The following is an 18,767-nucleotide window of genomic DNA, read 5'->3' as shown; positions in this document are numbered from 1 at the left end:
GGCGGGCCGATTTTGGTGCAAGCGGGCCCGAGACACCCACGATCTGGGCATGTCCATCGAATCGGCACTGGAACAGGGTCGCGGGATCATAGTGACCCGCGAGCATCGGCATCTTCGCAACCAGTTCGCACGCGCCATCGCGGCGGGAGAACTGGTGCGACTCTTCCCGGGGGTGCTTGTCGCCTCGAACCTGTCGGCGGACCCGGGAATCCGCGCCCGCGCAGCGTTGGCCTGGCAGCCCGGACACGTCCTGATGGGCCCGGCTGCGGCACTCGTGACCTTCTGGCGTGACTGCCCTGTGGATGCGATCGATCTCGCCGGGGCCAACACCCGACTGGTTCCCGACGGTGTGCGATTGCACCAGGTGAGCGTGCCGTACGACCTGAGAGTCGCCTGGGAGGCAGGGCAGGCGACCAACCCCGCGCTGACCGTGCTCGACATGGCGGCGATGGGACGCTGGGACGCGCTGTGCCACGGTTTGCGAACCGGATCCGTAAGCCTCGAGTCCTTGTCCTGGGCCGACGCCACCCTGCCCTGGCGCCACGGGGTCTCGTCCCGCGCCGAATGCCTCCTCGCCGCATCGGGCAACCCGTGGTCGGTGCCCGAACTCGACCTGCATCAGCTGTACAGGTCGGCCGGGATCACCGGATGGGTCGGCAATCAACCGATGATCTGCGGCGGCCGGAGGTTCATTCCGGACGTCGCCTTCCGACACGCCCGGGTGATCGTGGAGGTGGATGGTCGGAGCCATCACGACGGCCCGGGCAGTTTCGAGTCGGACCGTGACCGTCACAACTCATTCGTGGCCGATGGGTGGGCGGTGCTCCACGTCACCCCGCGCATGATCTGGAACGAGTCACGGTTGGTGATCGCGCAGACCCGCGCCGTGGTTCCTGGCCGGTGGCGTGACTGAGTTCCTTCAAATTTGCGGGCTCAGGTCGAGGGATTGCGTTCACAAGCACGTTCATCTCGACGCCGGGCTCGGAGACGAAGTTTGGAGGAACTGTGTCACGGCCGGGCGGCGAGCCGAGTCGCCGGGGGCCGCCACCGTCTCAACGGGTGCGATCGATGCCGACGACGAGTACCTCGATCCCGCGCACCGGCTCGGCCAGGCGAGCCCACAGCTCTTCCCGCGACGAGATCCGGTGCGCCGGCCAGCCGAAACCCGCCGCGAGCGCGGCGAGGTCTCGTCCGTGCGGCATGAGGAACACGCGTTCCAGCAGGTCAGGCGCGTCCTCGGCGATCTCCAGTGTGCGGAAGATGCTCCCGCCGTCGTCGTCGGCCACGACGACGCGCAGGTCGGGGACGATGTCGCGGGCGGGCACGTGCAGGCTCCCGAGGTCGTGAAGGAAGCCGAGGTCGCCGAGCAGCACCGTGGTCGGCCGGCCGGTGCCCAGGGCGATGCCCGCGCCGGTCGAGATCACCCCGTCGATGCCGGACAGGCCTCGATTCGCCCAGCAAACAGGGCCGTCGTCCGGACGGACGGGAGCGAGATCGGCGTCGCGGATGGGGTTGGACGAGCCGAACACCAGGTTTCCCTCGGCGGCCGCCACGACGGCCGCGGCGAGTTCGGGCCCGGTGATCGGAGCCTCGCCCGGTCCGGTCGATCGTGCGGCGCCTGAGGCGAGCCACTCCCCCAGCCAGCCCGCGTCCCCACCGGGCTCGGGCAGCACGCCGTCGACGACCAGGTCGGCGGCGAAACCGGGGTCGGGCCACCACGCACGGTCGGCCACGACGACCAACTCCACATCCTCGCGGCCCAGCAGCCGTGTCACCGGCCGCGACAAGGTGGGATGCCCGAACAGGACGACCCGTTCGATCTGTGTCCCGAGCGGCCCGTCGAGCACCTCGCGATACCGCGGCACCGCGCAGGGCCCGCCCCGCGCGTTGCTGGACGGCTCGGCGAGCAACGGCACCCCGGCGGTCTCGGCCGCATCCCGGGCCCGGCGCCCCACCGCGGACGACGCGTCCCCCGCGAGGACGACGGTGCGCGGGCCTGCCGGAAGCACCACCGGATCGGCCGGCCGCGATGCCGCGATGAGCCACGGCGGAATCTCCACGTCCTCCGACGGGCCGTCGTGGACGAAGGGCTCGGTGAATGCCAGGTTGACCTGTACGGGGCCGGGGTTGCGGGTGCGGACGCCCAGCGCGGCGCCGATCGCCCGCCTCATCGCCGCAGACCATGCCTTCGGGGAAGCGTCTGTGCTCGTCAACTGCACGTCAGCCACCACCTGGACACCGAAGATGCCTCGCTGATCGGCGGTCTGGTTCGCTCCGCTGCCCACGAGGGTCGCCGGGCGGTCGGCGGTGAGCACCACCAGCGGCACCCCCGCTGCTCGTGCCTCCATCACAGCGGGCATGAGGTTGCCGACGGCGGTGCCCGAGGTGACGACGACGGCCGCGATGCCCGCCGCGCGCGCCAGGCCGAGGGCGAGGAAGCCACCCGATCGCTCGTCGGTACGCGTGTGGACGCGCAGGCGTCCCGCGGCTTCGGAGCGGGCCAGCGCGACTGCCAACGGTGTGTTTCGCGATCCAGGGCAGACGACGACCTCGCGCACCCCCGCCGCCGCGAGCGCGGCCGCCACCACGGCCCCGAGCCGGGCCGAACTCATCGCGTCCCCCCGCTCGCATCGCGCCTGGGTACGTCCAGGATCCGCAGGCACCGTTCGAGCCGTTCGCGCCACCATCGCTGCCGGTCGGCATCCGCCCGCACCCGAGCGAGTGCGGCCGTGTCGGGGACGGGCCGTTCGCCGACGCTGATCTCCCCGTCCTGGGAGATCAGCGGCTCGGCGATGGCGTCGCCGGTGAACAGCCGAACCGTGTCGAGCCCGCAGGCCGGCACCGATCCGCCCGGGCCGGACGACGACGGGAGTGCCGCCGCGGTCCGCAGCCCCGCCCAGATGCCGAGCGAGGTTTCGAGCGCGGAGCTGATCACGGCGGGTAGGCCGAGTGCGGCGACGAGTTCGAGGCATGCCCGCCAGCCGCCGAGGGGCTGGACCTTCAGCACGACGACGTCGGCGGCGCCGAGTTCGGCGACGCGCATCGGGTCACCGGATCGCCGGATCGACTCGTCGGCCGCCACCGGCACCGCCACGTGCTCGGCGCGCAGCCTTCGCCGCAGTTCGGCCAGTTCCTCCACCGTGCGGCAGGGCTGCTCGGCGTACTGGAGGCCGAACCGTTCCATCGCCCGCAACGCGACGAGTGCCTCGCCCACGCTCCATGCGCCGTTGGCGTCGACCCGGAGCGCGCCATCCGGGCCCAGGGCCCGGCGCACGGCCTCCAGGCGGTGCAGGTCGTCCTCCAGGGACGACCGCGGATCGGCCACCTTCACCTTGGCCGTGCGGCATCGCGAGTCCTCGACGAGCCGGCGAGCCACGTCGGGGGTGACCACGGGCACCGTGACATTGACGGGCACCCGCGTGCGCAGCGGCACGGGATCGTCCTCGGCGAGGCTCGCCCGCAGCCAGGTCGCGGCCTCGGCGTCGTCGTACTCGGTGAAGGGGCTCCACTCGGCCCATTGCTCGCCGCTCCGCAACAGCATGCCTTCACGCACGTCGATACCGCGGAAGCGGGTGCGCAGGCCGATCGAATAGGCGACGGCCTCGTCGAACTCCCGAACGGCCATGTCAGGCCCCGATCAGCATGCCGGCGTAGAGACCGACCGCCGCGGCCAGCTCGGCGAACCCGGTCAGCTTCAGGGTGCGCACCAAGGCCATGCCCGTCCCGCCCGAGAGCACGTGCCGGGCGGCCGGGACCAGGAAGACGAGCCCGCCCAGACCGAGGAGTGCCCACCAGGTGGTGGTCGCAGCGGTCGCCACGACGCATGCCGTCGCGACGACGGCAAGCACCGCATAGAAGGCGCGGCTCCGCCCGTCACCGAGCATCGTCTCGAGGGTTCGTTTGCCCGACTGCCGATCGGTCGGGAGATCGCGCAGGTTGTTGCAGACCAGCACCGCACACGCCAGGGCACCCATGGCGCTCGCCGCGAACCAGGTCGGCCCCGGCACCCCGAGCACTTGGACGATGGTCGTGCCCGCGACCGCGACGAGGCCGAAGAAGACGAAGCAGAACACCTCGCCGAGTCCCCGGTAGCCGTACGGGTTCCGCCCGCCGGTGTAGTACCAGGCGGCGAGGATGCTCGCCACCCCCACGGCGAGCAGCCACCACAGGCCGCTGAGGGCCACCAGGACGAGCCCGGCCACTGCGGCGATCCCGAAACAGATGAAGGCCGCCCGCTTGACGGCGGCCGGCTCCGCGGCCCCGGACCCGACCAGGCGCTGCGGCCCCACGCGCACCTCGTCGGTTCCTCGCACGCCGTCGGAGTAGTCGTTGGCGTAGTTGACGCCCACCTGCAGGGCGAGCGCGACGACGAGCGCCAGCAGCGCACGGACCGGGCTGAACGCGTCCTCGTGCACCGCGATCGCGCTCCCGGCGAACACCGGCGCGATGGCCGCGTTGAGCGTCCTGAGCCGGGCTCCCTCGACCCATTCCGCGAGACTAGCCACCTACGACCTCCTGACCGGACGCCCGCACGGCGCGCCCGCCGCCCCATCTTGCCACCAGGGTTCGCAGGGCGCGGCGATCGAGTTTCCCGGACGCGGTGCGTGGCAGTTCGTCGAAGACGATGACCTGACGGGGCAGCGCCGCGGGCTGCAGGGTCGTGCGCAGGGTCTGCCGCCACCAATCGAGATCCACGGCCGCGTCGGTGGTGGCCAGCACGATCCGGGCGCCCCATTCTGCGTCCTCGGCGTCCACGACCGCCGCGTCCCTCCCGACGGTGTCGACCGCGCGCTGCACCGCCGCCAGGTCGACGTTGACGCCGCCGCTGATCACCACGTCGTCGAACCGCCCCAGCACGGCCAGCCGCCGTGGGCCGTGCCCGTCCTCACGCCATTCGCCCCGGTCGTTGGTCACCACCGAGCCCCCGACAAGCGTGGACGATGTCGTCTCCGGGTCTCCGCGATAGCCGGAGAAGACCATCGGCCCGCCCAGTGCGATGCGTCCGCGCTCGCCGAGCGTCACGTCGACACCGGGCAGCGGGACGCCGTCGAAGACGCAGCCCCCGCAGGTCTCGCTCATGCCGTAGCTCGTCAGTACCACGATGCCCGCGTCCCGGGCGCGATCGAGTACCTCGGGGGACATCGCCGCGCCTCCCACCAGCACCGCGTCGAATCGCGCCAGAGCAGCGGTCAGGGTGGTGTCGGCCAGCGCGCGCACGAGTTGCGTCGGGACGATGGAGATCGCGTTGCGTCCTGATCCGGGCTCGGCGCCGACCTGCTCGAGTCCCGTGAGATGCCGGCCGATCTGGCGGACGCCCTGGCCACCCCATTGCAGATCGAGCAGGCCGCGGGCCACGACCATGACCCCGGCGACATACTGGGCGGGCAACGCCAGCGTCCAGGTGAAGGCCCCATACCGGGTGCGGAACGAGGCGGCCGCCGCGCGGATCGCCGACGCCGACAGGACGACGCCTTTCGGTCGTCCGGTCGACCCGGAGGTGGTGACGATGAGCGCCGCATCGGGCTCTGTCACCGGCTCGTCGGGCCGTACCGCACCCAGCGCCGCGTCGTCGGCGACCGGCGCCAGCACGAACTCCCCGGCCAGGGCCTCGGGCAGCAGGGATGCGACGTCGTCCGGGTGACAGACGCGCACGTGTCGTCGTTCGGCCATCGTCACATCGTAGGACGCCGTGCGGTGGCTCGCACCATGACAGCGTCCAGCCCGCGGCTCCTCAGCAGAGGTGCCACGGGCTGGATGCCGGCGCTGAGTGTCACGAGCGACTAGCTGGTGGCGGCCGCCTGGGCAGCCGCTGCGGCCGCCTGTTCCCTGCGCAGGTAGCAGTCCTCGATCTCGTCCAGGTAGTTGTTGGGTTCACCGTCGACGAGCCAGTAGTCGATGTTCTTCCGGCCGAAGACCAGACGCCCGAAGCCCCGCGGGGCCTGAGCGGCGAGCACGGTACAGCCGCTGTCGCGCAACCAGTCACACATGCCGGTCAGGTACCCGCGCATGGATATGACCGTGACGCGACCAGCGGCCAAGTGCTCTCGGGTGCAGGAGACGACCCAGTCGTTCCCCCGCCGTTCGTAGACGTATAGGGTGCCGTCGGCCTCGGGGTGAGTCGCCCGGCCGGCAGCGTCCAGCAGCATCGCTATCTTCATTGGTAGCTCCTGAGAATCGATCCGATGCATCGCGACACAACCCACGAGCAATCCGGGATTCACCTGCCTCTTCGCGGGTGTCTCGCCCCGGATCCACCCGGTTGACGGGGGATGCGTTAACAAGAATGTTACACACGGAGCGACGGTCGCCAACCGATTTCTGTATTCGGACACGCGGTCGTTCGATCGCACGGGTTCGCCCGCCGGGGCGGGCGTCACCGCCGGGGAACGCGTCTAGAATGGGTGCATGGGGCGGGTGCTTCCGATCATCGTATTGATCGCCTTGACCGTGTACTGCACGGTCGAGGTGGCCCAGGCGCGCACACTGGACGTGCGCTACATGCCCAAGTGGCTCTGGGCGGTCGTGGTCATAGGGATACCTCTGGTCGGGCCTTTGGCATGGCTGCTCTTCGGGCGCCCGCTGTCACGCCCGCAGCATCCGTCAGGAGCGGCTCGCCCGACGGCGCCACCGGACGACGACCCGGATTTCCTGCGCAGGTTGTAGTTTTTGTGCGTTTCCTGTGAGGCGCGGTGCGCCCGGCCACCGCCGCCATGTACCGTGTCCACGGCATGCGTTCAATCTTCAGTTCTCTCGCGATTCCCAACTACCGCATCTACTTCACCGGCGCGATCGTCAGCAACATCGGGTCGTGGATGGGCCGTACCGCAGTGTCGTGGCTCGTCCTGATGGAATTGACCCAGGGCAGTGCATCGGCGCTCGGCCTGGTCACCGCGATCATGTTCGCACCAGGGCTGGTCCTCGCCCCCTTCGCGGGCTCGGTCGCCGACCGTCTGCCCAAGCGCCGGATCCTGCTGGTGACCAACGTCATCACCGCCCTCGACCAGGTGGTCCTCGCGGCCCTCGTCCTGTCCGGGCACGCGCAGCTGTGGATGGTCTATCTGCTGGCGCTCAACGACGGGATCGCCTTCAGTTTCGACAACCCGGCTCGGCAGTCGTTCGTCAGCGAGGTGGTGCCGGCCCGTAGCCTTCCCAACGCGATCGGCCTCAACTCGGCGAGCTTCAACATGGCACGGCTCGTGGGCCCGGGGCTCGGCGGCGTGGTCATAGCGGTCGTGGGCACCGGGTGGGCGATCGTCGTCGAGGCGTTCGCGTGCCTGGCGATGCTCATCGCGCTCGCCGTGATGCGGGCGGACGAGCTGCACCCGGCACCCGTGGCGACCGGCCGGGGACGCACGCGTGAGGGGTTCCGGTACGCGTTGCGGCGTCCCGACCTGCTGGTGATCCTCGCCACGGGCCTGGCGGTGGGCGGCCTCGGCTTCAACTACCAGATCTCCAACGCCGTGATGGCCACGGAGTTCTACGGCCGGGGGCCCGGTGAGTACGGCATCGTCGGGTCGGCGATGGGCGTCGGGGCCCTCGTGGCAGCGCTGTGGGCGGCGGGACGCGCCAAGCCCCGGTTGCGTTACATCCTCGGCGGCATGGCGGGCTACACCGTGTTCAACCTCGCGGCGGCACTCTCGCCGTCGTTCGCCCTCTTCACGGCCTTGCAGATTCCGGTGGGGCTGGCCACCATCACCGTCCTGGTGACGGGAAACACCATGATTCAGTCGCGCACGTCACCCCAGATGCGCGGACGGGTCATGGCGCTGTGGGGGCTGGTCATCATGGGCGTCACGCCGCTGATCGCTCCCCTGGTCGGCTGGCTGGGCGACCACGCAGGCCCGCAGTCGACACTTCTGTTCGGCGTGATCGCCGTCGGGGTCTCGCTGGTCGTCATCACCGCCGTCGTCATGCGCACCGACGACCTCCACCTGCACCTCGACACGGGCGCCCGGGGCTGGGTGCGGCTCGAACGCGGCACGCTGACCGAGGAGGTCGACGACTCGCCCCGTTGACGCACAGGTTCTGGTGGGGCTAGCATCCGTGGCCATGGGAAAGCGGTTTCCTACCGTGGCGGCTCACCAGCGCGTCACCATCGACGATGTGGCCAGGCGCGCCGGCGTCTCGACCGCCACCGTGTCGAAATACCTGGCGAACCGCGACTACTACATCGCCGAGGGGACGCGCCGCCGGATCCGCGAAGCGATCACGGAGCTCGATTACCTGCCGAACGCCGCGGCCAGGGCGCTGGCCAAGCAGCGGAGCCAGATGATCGGGGTCGTGGTGCCGAGCATCGTGAACCCCTACTACCCCGAGGTGATCGCCGGCATCGAGGACGTCACCGAGGCCGCGGGCTACACCCTGAGCCTGGCCACCACGAACGACTCGCCCGAGCGGGAGTCGGCGGTGCTGGCGTCCATGCGGCAGCAACGCGTCGCGGGCATGGTGCTCGGACGAGCCCCGCGGGACGAGGACCTCGCCCGCATCGCGGGTACCGGAATCGACACCGTGCTGGTCAGCCGGGAGTCGGTCGGCACCGACATCGACCGCGTACAGGTCGACAGTGTGGCCGGCGCGACCATGGCCACACAGCACCTGATCGAGCACGGCCATCGCAGGATCGCCCACATCGGGGGCCCTCAGGACGCGTACTCGTTCAAGCAGCGCGCCCAGGCCTATCGCGACACCTGCACCAGGGCGGGGCTCGACTACATCGACCTCGAAGTGCACAATCGCTACCCGACGATGGCCGACGGCGCCGACGCCTGTCGGCGGCTCCTCGAGAAGCACTCCCCCACGGCGGTCTTCGTCGCCAACGACCTCATGGCCATGGGAGTGCTCGACCACTGCAACCGGAACGGGATCCGCGTCCCCGACGACCTCGCCGTGGTCGGGTTCGACAACGTCTGGGTCGCGGGGCTGCCGAACGTCGAGCTGACCACCATCGACGCGTCCGCCCGGTTGATCGGCCAGACCGCGGCGACCATCCTGCTGCGCCGGTTCGAGGCGAACGACAGCGAGGCTCCGGACGCCACGGGCGCCACATCGACCGTGATTCCGCCCAGGCTCGTCACACGACGCACCTGCGGCTGCGACTGACATACCGAAACAGGAACAATGATTGTTCTTTCAAACATAGGAAAGCGCTTAACTACGGAGGGTTGGAAGTGACGATGCACGTCAGCGACATCACAGTTCGATCACGCGGCGACGGGATCATGGACCTCGTCCTCGACAGGCCGGCGAAGAAGAACGCCCTCACCGCGACGATGATCGAGGACCTGGGCTCGCGGCTGGACGAACTCCGGGCGTCGCCGGGCCTGCGCGTGGTCAGGCTCCGGGGCGCGGGCGGCGCATTCTGCGCGGGCGCCGACATCGAGGACTGGACGGACATCCCCGCCGCCCGGGCCGAGCTTCAGTCCCGGCGCGGACGCGAGGTCTTCCGCCGCCTCGCGGAGCTGCCGGTCCCGACGATCGCCGTGCTGGAGGGCCCGGTGCTGGGTGGCGGCCTGGAACTGGCGCTGGCCTGTGACCTCCGGGTGGCCGCCCGCAACGCCCGGCTGGGGATGCCCGAGCCCAGCCTCGGCAACCTGCCCAGCTGGGGAGGCGTCGCACGCCTCGTCGACGTCGCCGGCCTGGGGGTGACGCGCCGCATGCTGCTCACCGCGGAGATCGTCGGCGCCGACCGTGCCGCAGCGCTCGGCATCGTCCACGACGTGGTGGACGACGACCGGCTGGACGCGGCGACCGACGCACTGACCGAGCGGATCGCCGCGAACGACCCCGCGTCCCTCGCGCTCGCGAAGCTCGTCCTGGCCGGCTTCGAGTCGGACGCCCCCACCGAATCGGCGCTCGCGGGCCTCAGCGCCCTGCTGGAGGGTTCGCACGAGCGGAAGACCGCTTTCCTGGCGGCCCGGGCGGCCCGGCACGCCCAGAAGGCGGAGGTGGGGCGATGACCACCGTCAGGTTCGCGGACGAGGTCGTCCTGGTGACCGGCGCCCTCGGCGGCATCGGGGCCGCCATCGTCACGGCATTCGCCGAAGCCGGCACCCGTGTCGCGATCCACCACCTGGGTCAGGCCCATGAGGCACGCGAGCGCGTCGAACAGCTGCGGGCCTCGGGCACGGACGCCGAGGCGTTCGAGGCCGACATCACCGACTGGGCGCAGGCCGAACGTCTCGCGGGCGACGTGTACGAGCGATTCGGTGCGATCGACATCCTGGTCAACAACGCGGGCTACCTGGAAAGCGGCCGGATCACCGACATGGACTTCGACCAGTGGTACCGCACCATCAACGTCGATCTCAACGGACCGTTCATCGTGAGCCGCCACGTCGTCCCGCTCATGCGGCGACAGGGGCACGGCGTGGTGGTCAACATGTCGTCCCAGCTCGCTTTCAAAGGCGCGCACGACTACGCCGCCTACAGCGCGGCGAAGGCGGGCGTCGTCGGACTCACCCGCGCGATGGCCCGCGAGCTCGGCCCGGAGATCCGGGTCAACGCCGTTGCTCCCGGGCCGATCAACACTCCCCTGGTGGCGCCGTACGCCACTCCGGCCTACATCCACGAGCGGACGACCACCCTCGTCGACCAGCGCTTCGGTGACCCGGAGGAGGTGGCGTCCTGCGTGGTGTTCCTCGCCTCTCCCGGGGCCAGCTACCTGCACGGCCAGGTGCTGCATCCCAACGGCGGCGGGGTGATGGCATGACCTCGGCAGCCGCGGACGACGACGACCGGCGTCACAGGGGCGGGCCCGTCCTGATGTCTCCCGAGGACGCCGCCGCGCAGGTGCGTGACGGCGACGTCCTCGCCGTGGGCGGGTCGGGTGGTGGCCTGCTCGAGCCCGGCGCCCTGTTGAAGGCCTTGGGCGAGCGGTTCGTCCGCACCGCCTCTCCCCACGGGCTCACGTTGCTCCACGCCACCGGTATCGGCGACCGGAAGGGCTCGGGGATGGATCATCTCGCGCACCACGGCATGCACGCGCGGGTCGTCGGCGGCAACTGGGGCAACGCCCCCGGCATGTGCGAGCTGGCCGTGGCCGGAGAGTTCGAGGCGTACAACTTCCCGCAGGGCGTGGTGAGCCAGATGTTCCGCGAGGTCGCCGCGGGCAGGCCGGGCGTGATCACCCACGTGGGGCTGGGCACCTTCTGCGACCCCCGCAGGCAGGGTGGCCGCCTCAACGACCGGACGCCCGCCGAACTCGTCGAGCTCGTCAGCCTGGCCGGCCGAGAATGGCTGTTCTACAAGGCGGTTCCCCCGTCGGTCTGTTTCATCCGGGGCACCGCGGCCGACGAGGACGGGAACATCTCGTTCGAACACGAGGGGGCCAGGCTCGAAAACCTCGCCATCGCGCAGGCCACCCGCAACAGCGGGGGCCTGGTGATCGCACAGGTGAAGCGGTACGTCCAGCGCGGGGCCATCGACCCCAAGCTGGTCCTGGTGCCCGGCATCTGCGTCGACATCGTGGTGGTGGTGCCCGAGCAGCGCCAGATGGACTCCGCGGAGTTCAACCCCGCGCTGAGCGGCCAGACGCGGGTCGTGCTGTCGTCCCTCGACCCCCTGCCCTTCGACGAGCGGAAGATCGTCGCCCGGCGAGCCGTCCAGGAGATCCGGGACGCAGACGTGGTCAACCTCGGCGTGGGGATCGCCGACGGTGTGGCGGCCGTGGCCGCCGAGCAGGGCTGGATCGATCGCTTCACCTGCACCATCGAGCAGGGCCTGATCGGTGGTGTTCCCTCCCGGGGCATCGACTTCGGCACGTCGACGAACCCCCAGGCGATGATCGACGCGCCCTCGCAGTTCGACTTCTACGACGGCGGCGGCATCGACATCGCCTTCCTGGGCTTCGCGCAGGTCGACCGGCACGGCAACGTCAACGTGTCGAAGTTCGGCAACAAGCTGATCGGGCTGGGCGGGTTCGCGAACATCTCGCAGAACGCCCGCACCGTGGTGTTCTGCGGCACGTTCACCTCCGGCGGCCTCGACGCCAGGCCGGGAGACGGAGCGCTCGCCATCACGCAGGAGGGACGTCACCGCAAGTTCGTCCCCGAGGTCGAGCAGATCAGCTTCGCCGCGTCCGAATCGCTGAAGCGCGGCCAGCGGGTGCTCTACGTCACCGAGCGGGCCGTCTTCCGCCTCACCTCCGCCGGGCTCACGCTCTGCGAGGTCGCCCCCGGCGTCGACGCCGACGCCGACATCCGGTCACTCATGGCATGGGAGCTGGAGGTCGCCGCGGACCTGCGTCCGATGGACGCCCGCATCCTGCGACCCGACCCCCTGCCGGACGACTGGCGCAGTCTCACAACTCAATAGGAAACCGATCGGGCTCATCCACCAACAAAGGAGTCAGTAATGAGCTTGAAGAAGATATTGGCGGGCGGCGCGATGGCCGCACTGCTGTGTTCGATGGCCGCCTGCGGAGCCGACGGCGGCTCCACAGGGGCGAGTTCCGGCGGCACGTCGGGCAAGGAGCTGAAGCTGTCGATCAACCAGACCGAACAGCACCCGAACTACATAGCCCTCGCCCATCTGGCCGACCGCATGCGTGAGCGCACCGACGGGCGGATCAACATCAAGGTGTATCCGAACGCCGTGCTCGGTGCCCAGACCGAGAGCATGCAGTCGCTCGAACAGGGGGTCATCGACCTGGCCAGCCTGTCGGCGCCACAGCTGGTCAACCTGAACACCGACTTCCAGGTGCTCGACCTGCCCCTGGTGTTCGACAGCGTCGAGCACCAGATGAACTGCCTCAACGATCCCGACCTCGTCGGCGACCTCTACATGTCACTCGCCGACAGCCACAACATGGTCATCACCGGCGCGTACACGCAGGGGGCACGTAGCGTCTACAACAGCAAGCAGCCGATCGTGACGCCCGACGACATGAAGGGCCTGAAGATCCGCGTGCAGGAGACCGACACCCAGGTCAAGATGATCGAGGCGATGGGTGCCACAGCGTCCCCGCTGTCGTTCGGCGAGGTCTACGGCGCCCTGCAGACCGGTGTCATCGACGGCGCCGAGAACAACCAGGTGTCGTACATCACGATGAAACACTACGAGGTGGCCAAGTACTACAGCTACACCAACCACCTCATCGGCGCCGACCTCACGATCGTGAACGCCGACGTCTACAACTCCTGGTCGGACGAGGACAAGGAGGTCTGGCAGGAGGAGTTCGCGGCTTCCGTGGACGAGTTCAACGAGCTGTGGGACGCCACGGTCGCCGATGCCGAGGAACAGACCAAGGCCGCCGGCAGCCAGTACAACGAGGTCGACGCGGACGCGTTCCGCGCCGTGCTCCAACCGGTGACCGAGGCGGCGCTGACCACCGAGACCCAGAAGGCGCTCTACCAGGCCTTCCGGGAACGCGCCGAGTGAACGCCGACAGCCCGGGAGCCCCTGCCGGGGCTTCCCGGGCGACCCCCGGCGCTCCGGGCGACGCGGATCGGGCGCCCCTTCGCCGCCTGGGGGACCTCATGGCGGGAACCGGCGTGGACGGCGTCGTGCTGGGCGATTCCCGGAACCTCGCCTGGCTGCTGGGCGTCCGCACGCACGTCTCGACGACAGCCCCGCCGTGCCTGCTGGCCGTTGTGTCGGGCGAGCCGGCCGATCCGAGCCTCACGGTCTGGACGACGGTCAACGAGGCTGCCCGGCTCGCCGATGTCGAGTTCACCGATCCCGGCTGCCGGGTCACACCGGTGATCAGGACCGTCGGCTGGCAACAGGACCTGTGGGCGGAGATCCCTGCCGGGGCCGGTATGGGCGCCGACCTGCCGCGTCCCGGATTCCGTGACCTCGGCGAACACATCGCACTGCTGCGCCGACGGCTCGACGCCCGCCAGCGTCAGCAGCTCTCCGCGCTGACCGATGCCGTCACGGCCGTGGTCGAGAGCATCGCGCGGGGGCTTCGTCCCGGCGTCAGCGAGAGCCACGTGGCCGGTCTGGTCGCCCGCGAACTCGTGAGCGGTGGGATCGATCCGATCGTGCTGCTCGTGGGGTCGGGTGACGATCTCGTGCGGCACCGGCATCCGCTGCCCCGGCCGGTGCCCGTCCACGGCCGCTGCATGATCTCGGTGGGCGCGCGTCGGCGCGGCCTGTTCACCAGCGTCACGAGGTACGTCACCTTCGACCGACCGGCGCGCACCGGGAACGACTCGTACCGCCGGCTGCTCGACGTGGAGGCGGCCTTCCTCGACGCCTCCCTGCCCGGAGTCTCGCTGTCGCAGGCGCTACGGACCGGAGCGGCCGCATACCGGCGCAACGGGTTCCCCGACGACACCTGGCTGCAGCACCACCAGGGAGGGCTGGGCGGGTTCGCCGCTCGCGAAGTCATCGCCGGACGCGACCCCGACCTCGTCCTGCGACCGGGAATGGTCCTCGCCTGGAACCCGAGCGCCGACGGCTGGAAGATCGAGGACCTTCACCTCGTCGGTGACGACGGCCGCCTCTCGCCGGCGGCCGGGGCGACCGAGTGGCCGACCCTACGGGTGGGCGATCGCCCACGCCCGGGAGTGCTCGCGCTGTGACCACCAGAGACAACGAACAGACGACAAAGGAGACGACCCTATGAACAGTGTGCATCTGCTACCCGACCAGTTACGCGACCGGCTGGAACCCGGCGACCTGGGGCAGGAACTCACCTCCGCCCAGCGGATCGAGCCGGGGGCGGAGGTGACGTCCGTGGCCACCGGCGAGGAGGAGATGGTCGCCATCGTCATCCGGGGCAGCGTCTCGTTCGCCTGCTCCACGACGCGGGGAACGGCCGTGACCCGCGACATGGTGTACGTGCCACGCCGCTCGACGCTCGGCCTGACGAGCACCGACGGCGGTGCGGTCATGTGCTACTGGGTGCCCTGTGATCGCGACACCTCCTTCGCGCACATCGCCTTCGCCGACGTGGACGCCGACCCGGCCCGCCATCATGTCTACGGCGATCAGGCCACCGGCAGCCGCCGCGACGTCTGGGACGCGATCGACGCCGGCTTCGACTCCCAGCGCATGCTCGTCGGGTTGTGCTCCGGACGCCCCGGGGGGTGGACGGCATGGCCGCCGCACGAGCACGCCGAGCAGCGGGAGGAGACCTACGTCTACTTCGGCATGGGGGACGCCTTCGGCGTCCAGTTGGTGTACGACGACGGCCCGGGCATGGACCGCCCGGCGAACGTGGCCCTCGTCCAGGAGGGGCATCTCGTGTCGGTCCCCGGCGGATACCACCCGAGCGTCGGCTGCCCAGCGGGGCCGATCTCCTACGCCTATTTCATGGCTTCGCGCCGCAAGGAGGCTCGCGAGTTCATGGACCTGACCATCCAGCCGCGCTTCGGCACGACATTCGACTAGGGAGGACCCGCATGCTCAACGCACCGTCCATGGCCAATTCCCCGCTTCTCGATCTCGGCGCCAACCTCGCCGAACTCGTGGACGCCGGCATCGAGATCGTCCACATCGACATCATGGACGGCCACTACGTGCCGAACCTGTGTTTTCCCTTGTCTGTGGTGGAAGAGATCAAACACCGGTATCCGGGCCTCGTCGTGGACGCCCATCTGATGGTGGAGGACGTGGCCGGCCACGTCGACCGCCTGGCCGCTCTCGGCTGCGACGCCGTCAGCTTCCCGACCGACGCGACCCGATTCGCACGGCGCATGATCGCCCGGATTCAGGACGCGGGGATGCGCGCGGGGGTCGTCCTCAACCCCTCGCAGCCGATCACGACCCTCGAACCCCTCGTACACCTGGCCGACTACATCGTCCTCATGTCGGTGGAGCCCGGCTTCGCGGGCCAGCGGTTCCTGCCCGGTTCGCTGGAGCGGCTCGCGCGGATCGCGGAGTTGGCACGGGAGGAAGGCGTGAGCCCGCTCATCGAGATCGACGGCGGGATCGACGACGAGCTCGCCGAGGAATGCCTCTCGCTCGGTGCGGAGGTGCTGGTGACGAACGTCTACACCGTCTTCGTCCCCGGCCTCACGCTGTCGCAGGGGGTCGGAAGGTTCACCGCGCGGATGGCCGCGGCGGGGCACGAGCACGACGCGGGGGCACTTGAGCGGCTGCGCCGAGGCAGCAGGCGGTAACCTCACGAGAGGAACAAAACACGCCGACCGGGAAGGGCGCCTCGATGTCCGCAGCGCATGACGACCTGTACTCCAGCACCGTGGTGGACGCCGGGGGCGCCCGCGTCGGCCCCGTCGGGCAGGTCTACCTGGACGACGCCACCGGCCAGCCGGTCTACGTCACCGCACGCATGGGTCTGTTCGGCACCCGCGAGGTCTTCGTCCCGCTGGCCGGAGCCATGCTCGGAGAGGGCCTCGTCCGGGTGCCGTTCCCGGCCGAGATCATCAAGCAGGCCCCGCAGGTGCCGTCGGACCGCCACCTCGATCCGGCCGAGGAGGCCGGTGTCTACCGGCACTACGGCCTCGAGTTCTCGGTGCGCTCGGGTGCCCCGGGGCCCGACCAAGCCGCTCCGTCGCCAGACGGAGTCACGACCGGAGACGATGCACCTCAGGGATGAACCATGGGCAAGTTGCGGCGCTTCTTCCGCGCCCGTGGGCTACGGGCAATAGCGTTGTCCTTGTCACCGCGCCAGAAAGGAACCCCAGCATGGCTGACACGAACTACGAAGAACTGTTCGACTCCGATGTCATCGACGTCGATGGCAACAAGATCGGGAGCATTGGCCAGGTCTATCTCGACGACCAGACCGGACAGCCCAGCTGGGTGACGGTCAAGACCGGCTGGTTCGGTCTCAAGGAGACCTTCGTTCCCCTGGAACGCGCAGTGGTCGGCAACGGCCAGATCAAGGTGCCGTTCACCGAATCGAAGGTGAAGGAAGCGCCGCGGGTCGACCCCGACAAGCACCTGGACGCGGACGAGGAGGCCCAACTCTACGAGTACTACGGGTTCACCACCGTGACCGCGCCGGAGCCGACCTCCGCCGAAGCACCGGTCACCGAGACCCCGGTCGAGGTACCGCCGGCTGCGGAGACGCCGGTCGCCGAGGCCGAGGCGCCTGTGATCCCGCAGGTCGCGCCCGAGATCCCGTCCGAGCCCGTCGTCGCCGAGGCCGAGGACGTGGCTCTCACGCATGCCGTCGAGCAGACCGACGACGACCTGCCCCTGGGTGCACCGGCGGTCGGCAACCCCGAAACCCACTACGGACTCGACGACGAAGCCTGGAAAGCCGAACGAGCCCGCGACGCCGACGGCTTCGTCACCGAGGCCGAGGCCCACATCCCGGGCGCCGCGGCACCCGAGCCCACGACCGTCGCCGAGACGGACGAGCCCGGGCCCGAGGATGGCACCGTCCAGCAGTGAGGTCGTGAGCCGAGCGGTCAGCAGTCCCAGGCGACCAGTTCGCCGGCGGACAGCTGGCCGTCCGGCCACATCACGCGCTCGATCCCGGCTGCGGCGAGGGCTTTCCGGCAGCCCGGGCAAGGCTCGTCGGTGATGTAGGCGATGCCACCGCGTGTGTCGCGAGTGGCGAACAGCAGCGCATTCACCTCGGCGTGGATCGCGATGCAGAAGCCCGGGCTGCCCGGGCGGTCGTAGTCCCCGAGACCGGGGACCTGGTCGTATCCCAGCCTGCCGCGCGGGCATGCGCCCTCAAGGCAGTCGGGGCGCCCCGGTGCCGCCCCGTTGTAGCCGGTGGCGATGATGCGGTGATCGGCATCGACGATCACCGCGCCCACGCATCGCCGGGTGCACTTGGCGCGCACCGAGACCGCGGCGGCGATGCCCAGGAAGTACTCGTCCCAGCCCGGCACCCGCCTGGGAGCGTTCATCTCAGTAATCCTCCTCGTCGGCGTAGGACAACGGATCCTCGATCGGCTCGATGTGGGCCGACACCCGCACCGGGGGAACCTCGGCCACCAGCGCGTCGATGACCTCCTCCGTGAGGTCGTGGGCCTTGCGCACACTCCACCAGCCGGGAACGAGGATGTGGAACTCCATGAACTGGCGGTTGCCCCCCTGGCGCGTTCGCACCGCATGGAACTCGATCGACCCGGGACGACGGTAGGTGTCGAGCACGGCAATGAGCTTGTCGTGCGTGGCCTCCGGCAACGCGATGTCCATCAGCCCGTCGGTCGACGCCCGGATGAGGCCGAAGCCGGTCCACAGGATGTTGACCCCTGCCAGGAGCGCGACGATGGGGTCGAGGATCGGCTGCTGAGTGATCGCCACCAGGCCCACACCGATGAGCACTGCCACCGAGGTGACGACATCGGTCATGAGGTGCTTGCCGTCGGCGATCAGCGTCGCCGAGCCGTAGCGTCTCCCCTGTCGCAGCAGGACGAAGCCCACCGCGCCGTTCACCACCGAGGCGACCACCGAGATCGCCAGGCCGAGGCCGAGTTGCTCCGGCAGCCGCGGGTGGATCATGCGATCGACGGAACTGGCGATGATGACGGCGGCCGCCGCGAAGATCATGATTCCCTCGACCGCGGCCGAGAAGTACTCGGCCTTGCTGTGTCCGAAGGGGTGGTTGTCGTCCGGCGGCTTGATCGAGACCTTGAGGGCGATCAGCGCGACGATCGCCGCGACCAGATTGACCAACGACTCCGCCGCGTCCGAGAACAGGCCGACCGACCCGGTGAGCCAGGCCGCACCGCCTTTCAGGCAGACCGTGACGATCGCCGCGGCGATGGACAGCCAGGCGTATCCGCTGAGGTCAGGCGGGGGCGCATAGCGCAGTGTCGGCTCGGTGGAACTCACCCGACCAGCCTACTCACAGTCGCGGCCGCGGAGAACTTCTCGCGGAGGGGCGTCCGAGCGAC

Annotated in this window: 20 protein-coding genes; 13 read left to right on the top strand and 7 right to left on the bottom strand. The window is 69.8% G+C overall.

The window, feature by feature from the left end; translation table 11 throughout:
* Positions 1–49: 49 nt before the first annotated feature.
* The gene (locus tag FB473_RS02035) at positions 50–913 is read left to right on the top strand and encodes an endonuclease domain-containing protein (protein ID WP_167164366.1); all 864 of its coding nucleotides are present in this window, start codon (positions 50–52) and stop codon (positions 911–913) included.
* A 139-nt stretch (positions 914–1,052) separates the two neighbouring features.
* On the opposite strand, the gene menD is transcribed toward FB473_RS02035, so the two are convergent.
* The 5 genes from menD to FB473_RS02010 all read right to left on the bottom strand — a co-directional run bounded on the left by menD (position 1,053) and on the right by FB473_RS02010 (position 6,158).
* Positions 1,053–2,612, bottom strand: a complete 1,560-nt coding sequence (menD, locus tag FB473_RS02030; RefSeq protein WP_167164364.1) for a 2-succinyl-5-enolpyruvyl-6-hydroxy-3-cyclohexene-1-carboxylic-acid synthase — start codon at positions 2,610–2,612, stop codon at positions 1,053–1,055.
* On the bottom strand, positions 2,609–3,625 hold the full coding sequence (locus FB473_RS02025; protein ID WP_167164362.1) for an o-succinylbenzoate synthase: 1,017 nt from the start codon (positions 3,623–3,625) through the stop codon (positions 2,609–2,611). The genes menD and FB473_RS02025 overlap by 4 nt, the downstream gene beginning before the upstream one ends.
* Before the next feature lies 1 nt (position 3,626).
* Positions 3,627–4,505, bottom strand: coding sequence for a 1,4-dihydroxy-2-naphthoate polyprenyltransferase (locus FB473_RS02020; RefSeq protein WP_167164360.1), 879 nt, complete (start codon positions 4,503–4,505; stop codon positions 3,627–3,629).
* Positions 4,498–5,670, bottom strand: coding sequence for an AMP-binding protein (locus tag FB473_RS02015; RefSeq protein WP_167164358.1), 1,173 nt, complete (start codon positions 5,668–5,670; stop codon positions 4,498–4,500). The genes FB473_RS02020 and FB473_RS02015 overlap by 8 nt, the downstream gene beginning before the upstream one ends.
* Before the next feature lie 110 nt (positions 5,671–5,780).
* The gene (locus FB473_RS02010) at positions 5,781–6,158 is read right to left on the bottom strand and encodes a Fe-only nitrogenase accessory AnfO family protein (protein ID WP_167164356.1); all 378 of its coding nucleotides are present in this window, start codon (positions 6,156–6,158) and stop codon (positions 5,781–5,783) included.
* Positions 6,159–6,405: 247 nt separating this feature from the next.
* Between FB473_RS02010 and FB473_RS02005 the strand changes: the two genes are divergently transcribed.
* From FB473_RS02005 to FB473_RS18555, 12 genes are all read left to right on the top strand, one after another.
* Positions 6,406–6,663, top strand: a complete 258-nt coding sequence (locus FB473_RS02005) for a PLD nuclease N-terminal domain-containing protein (RefSeq protein ID WP_167164354.1) — start codon at positions 6,406–6,408, stop codon at positions 6,661–6,663.
* A 65-nt stretch (positions 6,664–6,728) separates the two neighbouring features.
* Positions 6,729–8,015, top strand: a complete 1,287-nt coding sequence (locus tag FB473_RS02000) for an MFS transporter (RefSeq protein ID WP_167164352.1) — start codon at positions 6,729–6,731, stop codon at positions 8,013–8,015.
* Positions 8,016–8,049: 34 nt separating this feature from the next.
* On the top strand, positions 8,050–9,099 hold the full coding sequence (locus FB473_RS01995; protein ID WP_167164350.1) for a LacI family DNA-binding transcriptional regulator: 1,050 nt from the start codon (positions 8,050–8,052) through the stop codon (positions 9,097–9,099).
* A 74-nt stretch (positions 9,100–9,173) separates the two neighbouring features.
* Positions 9,174–9,956, top strand: a complete 783-nt coding sequence (locus FB473_RS01990) for an enoyl-CoA hydratase/isomerase family protein (protein ID WP_243863664.1) — start codon at positions 9,174–9,176, stop codon at positions 9,954–9,956.
* Positions 9,953–10,708, top strand: a complete 756-nt coding sequence (locus tag FB473_RS01985; RefSeq protein WP_167164346.1) for an SDR family NAD(P)-dependent oxidoreductase — start codon at positions 9,953–9,955, stop codon at positions 10,706–10,708. Before FB473_RS01990 ends, FB473_RS01985 begins: the two co-directional genes overlap by 4 nt.
* A complete protein-coding gene (locus tag FB473_RS01980; RefSeq protein WP_167164344.1) occupies positions 10,705–12,312 on the top strand; it encodes an acyl CoA:acetate/3-ketoacid CoA transferase in 1,608 nt (535 codons plus the stop codon). The genes FB473_RS01985 and FB473_RS01980 overlap by 4 nt, the downstream gene beginning before the upstream one ends.
* A 39-nt stretch (positions 12,313–12,351) precedes the next feature.
* Positions 12,352–13,377 (top strand): TRAP transporter substrate-binding protein, encoded by a 1,026-nt coding sequence (locus FB473_RS01975; RefSeq protein WP_167164342.1) that lies wholly within the window; start codon positions 12,352–12,354, stop codon positions 13,375–13,377.
* Complete coding sequence (locus FB473_RS01970; RefSeq protein WP_167164340.1) at positions 13,374–14,525, top strand: M24 family metallopeptidase; 1,152 nt, start codon at positions 13,374–13,376, stop codon at positions 14,523–14,525. The genes FB473_RS01975 and FB473_RS01970 overlap by 4 nt, the downstream gene beginning before the upstream one ends.
* Before the next feature lie 40 nt (positions 14,526–14,565).
* Positions 14,566–15,336 carry a 5-deoxy-glucuronate isomerase gene (locus tag FB473_RS01965; protein ID WP_167164338.1) on the top strand — a complete coding sequence of 257 codons (771 nt, stop codon included), beginning with the start codon at positions 14,566–14,568 and terminating at the stop codon, positions 15,334–15,336.
* A gap of 11 nt (positions 15,337–15,347) precedes the next feature.
* Complete coding sequence (locus FB473_RS01960) at positions 15,348–16,067, top strand: ribulose-phosphate 3-epimerase (protein WP_167164336.1); 720 nt, start codon at positions 15,348–15,350, stop codon at positions 16,065–16,067.
* Positions 16,068–16,111: 44 nt separating this feature from the next.
* On the top strand, positions 16,112–16,504 hold the full coding sequence (locus tag FB473_RS01955; protein ID WP_167164334.1) for a PRC-barrel domain-containing protein: 393 nt from the start codon (positions 16,112–16,114) through the stop codon (positions 16,502–16,504).
* Between the two features lie 89 nt (positions 16,505–16,593).
* Positions 16,594–17,307 (top strand): PRC-barrel domain-containing protein, encoded by a 714-nt coding sequence (locus tag FB473_RS18555; RefSeq protein WP_208390404.1) that lies wholly within the window; start codon positions 16,594–16,596, stop codon positions 17,305–17,307.
* A gap of 17 nt (positions 17,308–17,324) precedes the next feature.
* On the opposite strand, the gene FB473_RS01945 is transcribed toward FB473_RS18555, so the two are convergent.
* Complete coding sequence (locus FB473_RS01945) at positions 17,325–17,774, bottom strand: deoxycytidylate deaminase (RefSeq protein WP_167164332.1); 450 nt, start codon at positions 17,772–17,774, stop codon at positions 17,325–17,327.
* Between the two features lies 1 nt (position 17,775).
* Positions 17,776–18,705, bottom strand: a complete 930-nt coding sequence (locus FB473_RS01940; RefSeq protein ID WP_167164330.1) for a cation diffusion facilitator family transporter — start codon at positions 18,703–18,705, stop codon at positions 17,776–17,778.
* Between the last annotated feature and the right edge of the window lie 62 nt (positions 18,706–18,767).

The sequence above is a fragment of the Brooklawnia cerclae genome (assembly GCF_011758645.1).
GTDB lineage: Bacteria > Actinomycetota > Actinomycetes > Propionibacteriales > Propionibacteriaceae > Brooklawnia > Brooklawnia cerclae.
The sequence above is the reverse complement of the archived record's forward strand: the minus strand, read 5'-3'. Positions and strand labels throughout refer to the sequence as shown.

Excerpts from the sequence above, each read along its gene's own strand:
- menD (WP_167164364.1), bottom strand. The coding sequence starts at position 2,612 with ATGAGTTCGGCCCGGCTCGGGGCCGTGGTGGCGGCCGCGCTCGCGGCG.
- FB473_RS01980 (WP_167164344.1), top strand. The coding sequence starts at position 10,705 with ATGACCTCGGCAGCCGCGGACGACGACGACCGGCGTCACAGGGGCGGG.
- FB473_RS02010 (WP_167164356.1), bottom strand. The coding sequence starts at position 6,158 with ATGAAGATAGCGATGCTGCTGGACGCTGCCGGCCGGGCGACTCACCCC.
- FB473_RS01955 (WP_167164334.1), top strand. The coding sequence starts at position 16,112 with ATGTCCGCAGCGCATGACGACCTGTACTCCAGCACCGTGGTGGACGCC.
- FB473_RS02035 (WP_167164366.1), top strand. The coding sequence starts at position 50 with ATGTCCATCGAATCGGCACTGGAACAGGGTCGCGGGATCATAGTGACC.
- FB473_RS01990 (WP_243863664.1), top strand. The coding sequence starts at position 9,174 with ATGCACGTCAGCGACATCACAGTTCGATCACGCGGCGACGGGATCATG.
- FB473_RS01985 (WP_167164346.1), top strand. The coding sequence starts at position 9,953 with ATGACCACCGTCAGGTTCGCGGACGAGGTCGTCCTGGTGACCGGCGCC.
- FB473_RS01965 (WP_167164338.1), top strand. The coding sequence starts at position 14,566 with ATGAACAGTGTGCATCTGCTACCCGACCAGTTACGCGACCGGCTGGAA.
- FB473_RS02025 (WP_167164362.1), bottom strand. The coding sequence starts at position 3,625 with ATGGCCGTTCGGGAGTTCGACGAGGCCGTCGCCTATTCGATCGGCCTG.
- FB473_RS02005 (WP_167164354.1), top strand. The coding sequence starts at position 6,406 with ATGGGGCGGGTGCTTCCGATCATCGTATTGATCGCCTTGACCGTGTAC.
- FB473_RS02015 (WP_167164358.1), bottom strand. The coding sequence starts at position 5,670 with ATGGCCGAACGACGACACGTGCGCGTCTGTCACCCGGACGACGTCGCA.
- FB473_RS01945 (WP_167164332.1), bottom strand. The coding sequence starts at position 17,774 with ATGAACGCTCCCAGGCGGGTGCCGGGCTGGGACGAGTACTTCCTGGGC.
- FB473_RS01995 (WP_167164350.1), top strand. The coding sequence starts at position 8,050 with ATGGGAAAGCGGTTTCCTACCGTGGCGGCTCACCAGCGCGTCACCATC.
- FB473_RS01960 (WP_167164336.1), top strand. The coding sequence starts at position 15,348 with ATGCTCAACGCACCGTCCATGGCCAATTCCCCGCTTCTCGATCTCGGC.
- FB473_RS02000 (WP_167164352.1), top strand. The coding sequence starts at position 6,729 with ATGCGTTCAATCTTCAGTTCTCTCGCGATTCCCAACTACCGCATCTAC.
- FB473_RS01975 (WP_167164342.1), top strand. The coding sequence starts at position 12,352 with ATGAGCTTGAAGAAGATATTGGCGGGCGGCGCGATGGCCGCACTGCTG.
- FB473_RS18555 (WP_208390404.1), top strand. The coding sequence starts at position 16,594 with ATGGCTGACACGAACTACGAAGAACTGTTCGACTCCGATGTCATCGAC.